Annotated in this window: 5 protein-coding genes; 4 read left to right on the top strand and 1 reads right to left on the bottom strand. The window is 38.9% G+C overall.

Annotated elements, in window-relative coordinates; genetic code table 11:
• Positions 1 to 139 precede the first annotated feature (139 nt).
• From ACJHV0_RS09240 to ACJHV0_RS09225, 4 genes are all read left to right on the top strand, one after another.
• Positions 140 to 892: an SDR family oxidoreductase gene (locus ACJHV0_RS09240; RefSeq protein ID WP_483134009.1), complete on the top strand. Its 753-nt coding sequence runs from the start codon at positions 140 to 142 to the stop codon at positions 890 to 892.
• Between the two features lie 48 nt (positions 893 to 940).
• Positions 941 to 2,131: a tryptophan synthase subunit beta gene (trpB, locus tag ACJHV0_RS09235; RefSeq protein WP_483134008.1), complete on the top strand. Its 1,191-nt coding sequence runs from the start codon at positions 941 to 943 to the stop codon at positions 2,129 to 2,131.
• Positions 2,131 to 2,937, top strand: coding sequence for a tryptophan synthase subunit alpha (gene trpA, locus ACJHV0_RS09230; RefSeq protein ID WP_483134007.1), 807 nt, complete (start codon positions 2,131 to 2,133; stop codon positions 2,935 to 2,937). Before trpB ends, trpA begins: the two co-directional genes overlap by 1 nt.
• A gap of 117 nt (positions 2,938 to 3,054) precedes the next feature.
• Positions 3,055 to 4,641, top strand: coding sequence for a sialidase family protein (locus ACJHV0_RS09225; protein ID WP_483134006.1), 1,587 nt, complete (start codon positions 3,055 to 3,057; stop codon positions 4,639 to 4,641).
• Between the two features lie 77 nt (positions 4,642 to 4,718).
• On the opposite strand, the gene ACJHV0_RS09220 is transcribed toward ACJHV0_RS09225, so the two are convergent.
• Positions 4,719 to 5,177, bottom strand: a 459-nt coding sequence (locus tag ACJHV0_RS09220; protein WP_483134005.1) for a transferrin-binding protein-like solute binding protein, incomplete at its 5' end; no start/stop codon positions are given.

Genomic DNA, 5,177 nt, shown 5'->3' with positions numbered 1-5,177 from the left:
ATAAATCTTAAAATAAGATCCTCCTATGTATTTAGCGTACCTTTTGGTACGCTTTTTTCTTTTCTGAATGATATATTTCTTGCAATTTTTTAAATTATGTACTACTTTAATAGTACATTTTAATTTTGAGGGTAAAACGATGAAAACTGCATTAGTAACAGGGGCAACCGCCGGTTTTGGTTTAGCAATTTGTAAATTACTTCTTCAATCAGGCTATAGAGTGATTGGCACAGGCAGACGTGCAGAGCGTTTAAGCGAACTACATTTGCAATTTGGCGACAATTTTCTACCGCTTGTATTTGATATTCAAGATTCCTCAGAAGTTGAAAAAGCATTAAATAGTCGCCCTCAATGTTGGCGAAAGATTGACTTATTAGTGAATAATGCAGGTTTAGCACTAGGCTTAGAGCCTGCTCATAAAGCGGATTTAACTGATTGGTATCAAATGATTGATACCAATATTAAAGGCTTAGTAACAATGACACGCCTAGTTCTTCCTGAAATGGTTGAGCATAATTCAGGACATATTATTAATATCGGTTCGATTGCAGGAACTTACCCTTACCCGGGTGGGAATGTTTATGGCGGTACAAAAGCCTTTGTGAAGCAGTTTAGCTTAAATTTGCGTGCAGATTTAGCAGGCACAAAAGTACGGGTGTCTAACGTTGAGCCGGGCTTATGTGGTGGGACAGAATTTTCTAATGTTCGCTTTAAAGGCGATGACGAAAAAGCAGCAAAAATTTATGAAAATGTTGAATTTGTTCGCCCTGAAGATGTGGCTAATATCGTGCTTTGGTTAAATCAACAACCGGAACACGTCAATATTAACCGTGTTGAAGTAATGCCGGTAGCTCAAACCTCATCAGCCTTAAATGTAGCTAGAAATTTATAATTTTATACTCTCTTTCAAGACGAGAGAGGAAATAGAAAAGGAAATATTATGTCAGACACACTTCTTAACCCTTACTTCGGTGAATTTGGCGGAATGTATGTTCCTGAAATTTTAGTACCGGTACTCAAAGAATTAGAGCAAGCCTTTGTAGAAACTCAACAAGATCCAACATTCCAAGCAGAATTTGCCGATTTACTCAAAAACTATGCAGGTCGCCCAACGGCACTTACGCTTTGCCGTAATTTAACCAAAGGTACAAACAGCAAACTCTATCTAAAACGTGAAGATTTATTACACGGTGGAGCTCATAAAACCAATCAAGTACTAGGGCAGATTTTACTCGCCAAACGAATGGGCAAAACCCGTATTATTGCCGAAACTGGAGCAGGGCAGCACGGTGTGGCAACCGCATTAGCTTGTGCAATGCTAGGTATGCCTTGTGTGGTTTATATGGGGGCAAAAGATGTGGAACGCCAATCGCCTAATGTGTTCCGTATGCGTTTAATGGGAGCGGATGTAATCCCTGTCGAAAAAGGTTCTTGCTCACTGAAAGATGCGTGCTGTGAGGCGATGCGTGATTGGGCTGCAAACTACGATACCACTCACTATTTAATTGGTACGGCAGCAGGTCCACATCCATTCCCGACAATGGTGCGTGAGTTCCAAAAAATGATTGGCGAAGAAACCAAACGTCAAATTTTAGCAAAAGAAGACCGCTTGCCGGATGCGGTGATTGCTGCCGTTGGCGGTGGTTCGAATGCAATCGGAATGTTTGCTGATTTCATCGAAGAAACGTCGGTACAATTAATCGGCGTTGAACCGGCAGGCAAAGGCATTGAAACAGGTGAACACGGTGCACCGCTTAAACACGGCACAACAGGAATTTACTTCGGTATGAAATCGCCGATTATGCAAGATAAAGATGGACAAATTGAAGAATCTTACTCTATCTCGGCAGGTTTAGATTTCCCATCAGTTGGTCCGCAACACGCCTATTTAAATGCAACAGGCAGAGCCGATTATGTATCGATTACCGACCAAGAAGCATTAGATGCTTTCCAAGCACTCGCTAAAAATGAAGGGATTATTCCTGCGTTAGAATCTTCACACGCCTTAGCTTATGCACTGAAGTTGATTAAGCAAAATCCTGAGAAAGAGCAACTATTAGTGGTAAATTTATCTGGACGTGGCGACAAAGATATTTTCACGGTCGATAAAATTTTAAATGGAGGTAACTAATGAGCCGTTTTGATAACTTATTTGACCGCTTAAAAGCGAAAAACGAAGGGGCTTTCGTGCCGTTTGTTACTTTATGCGATCCTGATTTTGACCGTAGCTTTGAGATTATTGAAACGATGATTGCCAATGGAGCTGATGCATTAGAATTAGGCTTTCCATTTTCAGATCCATTACTAGATGGACCTGTTATTCAAGCGGCGAACAAACGTGCATTAGATGCAGGTTACAGTACAGATGCTTGCTTTACGTTGATAGAAAAAATTAGAGCGAAATATCCCGATCTTCCAATTAGTTTATTGCTTTGTGCGAACTTAATTTTTGTACCGAGTACGGAGAGGTTCTTCCAACGCTGCCGGCAAACAGGTGTTGATGCGGTGTTAATTGCAGATTTACCTGTTTTAGCAGCAGAAGAGTTTGTACCAACGGCTAAAAAATATGGTATTCAGCCTGTGTTTATCTGCCCGCCAAATGCAGATGAAAATACCATTCAACGCATTGCAAAATTAACTGAAGGCTATACTTATTTAGTTTCTCGTGCAGGTGTAACCAGTGCGGAAAACCAAGCTCACGCAAGTAATCTTGATAATTTAGTGGGGAGCTTAAAACAAGCGAATGCTGCACCAATCTTACAAGGTTTTGGTATTGCTAAACCGGAACAAGTGAAAGAAGCCTTAAGACTTGGTGCTGATGGGGCAATTTCAGGCTCGGCAATTGTGAAGATTATTGAACGTAATTTAGATAACCAAGCGAATTTGCTGGAAGAACTTGCTGAATTTGTACAAGCGATGAAAGCTGCGACTAAGTAACTGACAAGCGGTTATTTTACCGAAAAAATTTGCAAACGCTTTTAACTTAAAAATAAGTTAAAAGCGTTTTGTTTTACTGTTCAAAATTAATACATTACGCTAGAATACGCCGCCTAAATGTTAAACCTAGACACTATGAAATCTGTTATCTTTTTTTGCCTATTCTACATTTTTTTATCTTATAGTTCCGCCAAGCAAACTGTTGGTGCAGTGAATGGCTATAGTGAACAAGAGCTGGAAATTGCGAACAATATTGTTATCGAACAAGAAAAGCCACTTTTTGTGGCAAATAAATCAGCAAGAAATTACCGTATTCCTTCGCTATTAACCACAGAAGACGGCATTGTGTTAGCGGCAATTGATAAACATCAATTTGATAATAAGGATTGGGGTAATATTGATTTAGTTATCCGTCGAAGTTTGGATAACGGCAAAACTTGGCAGAACGACCAAGTCGTGATCGATTTAATTGAGCAGCCCTACAATGCTCCTAATTTTGAAAATACCCAATCGGCATTTGTTATTGACCCTGTGATGGTACAAGACAAAAATTCCGAACGCATTTTCTTATTAGTGGATATGTACCCCGAATCGAGTGGCATTCATAGTCATATTACTTATCACGGCAAAAGAGAGCCTGCTAACCCAGCCAATGCGTTAGGTAGTGGTTATACTAACATTGATGGTCAAGCCTTTTTGAAACTGCTTGGTAAAGATCAGACCTATACTTTGCGAGAGCAAAGCCTCACTTTAGGTCGAGTGTATGATACCCAAAACAATCCAACAGATTACCAAGTAGTAACTAAGGGCAACCCCGATAAAGCCTATCGAGATTTAGGCGATGTTTATTTGGGTGAAATGAACGATGCCAATTATCAAGGTAATATTTTTCTCTCCTCGCAAAAAGAGTTTAATCGTTCCGCCCCATTTACAGTGCAGAAAACCAGTTATTTATGGTTGATTTATAGCGATGATAACGGCAAAACGTGGTCAAATCCGATTGATTTAAACCCACAGTTGAAAACTGATTCGATGAAATTTCTTGGTACGGGTCCTGGTACAGGGGTTCAATTGGAAAGTGGAACGTTACTGGTGCCGGTTTATTTTATTGACCAATATGACAATGAACTGACTGCCGTCATCAAAAGTGAAGACGGTGGTGAAACTTGGCTAATGGGCGAAACGCCTATTAAATTTAATGGTAATAAAGCACCTTATAAGGCGAGTGAATCGCACATTGTGGAACTCAATGATGGTACGATAACGCTTTTTACCCGCACTAATAAAGGCAATGTATTGGTATCTAGCAGTAATACTGAAGGTATGACGTGGCAAAGTAGTGAATTTGATGCGGAGTTACTTAATTCTTACACTCAATTATCAGCAATAAAATATTCAAAAGAAATTAACGACAAAGAGTATGTACTGCTTTCTAACGCTCATTCTAAGCAAATGTGGAAACGCATTAATGGAAGAGTTTGGATTGGTGAAATCAAGTCAGATAATACCATTGATTGGCAAGATTATATTCAGATAACTGATGATAATGAAACTTTTGGCTACAGTAGCATTGCAGAGTTGCCGGACGGAAAAGTCGGTTTACTTTATGAAAAAGTGGGTGGTGAGATCAGATATGTTCGCTTAGAGGTTGAACAGATTTTAAAAGATGATAGGCTAAATAACTACAAGCGGTCGTTTTTCTAAATTTTTGTTAAAAGACTATTATTTATTTAATTCTTGTAAATATAAAAAGACCGCTTGTAGCGGTCTTTGAAAGAAAGTTAATTGTTAGATTTCTCTGCTCGGAATACACCAATAGCATTTTGTTGGCTACCTTCTTCGGTTCTGTAATCTCCAATTAACTCTCCAGCATTTTCTCCAAAGAAACCACCTTGCACGCTGATATAATTTTTACTTCCAGAGAACGTGTTCTTGGTAATACTTGCTGAAATTTCAACGGGTTTAAAAGCACTATTTTCTAAAGATGATTTTACCGTACCTGTTAAGATTTTTTGGTTGAAGTCAGCGACAAATTCGGACGTGCCTTTAGTAATTGCATTGAGAGTTCCTGTACCATCTGATGAATAGATATTAAAACTCTTCCCTTTATAGGTTATCTCTCCTGCTGTTGGCATTGCTTTAGACAGGTTTATACCAGAAGTAAACAAATATTGATTTTCTAAGTCATTTTGTGCAATGAATACTATTTGAGTGTTTTTCCCTTTTTCAGCATATAATTT

It is taken from the genome of Mannheimia sp. (genome assembly GCF_056854775.1).
Note: the sequence above shows the minus strand (reverse complement) of the source record. Positions and strands in the feature narration are given on the sequence as shown.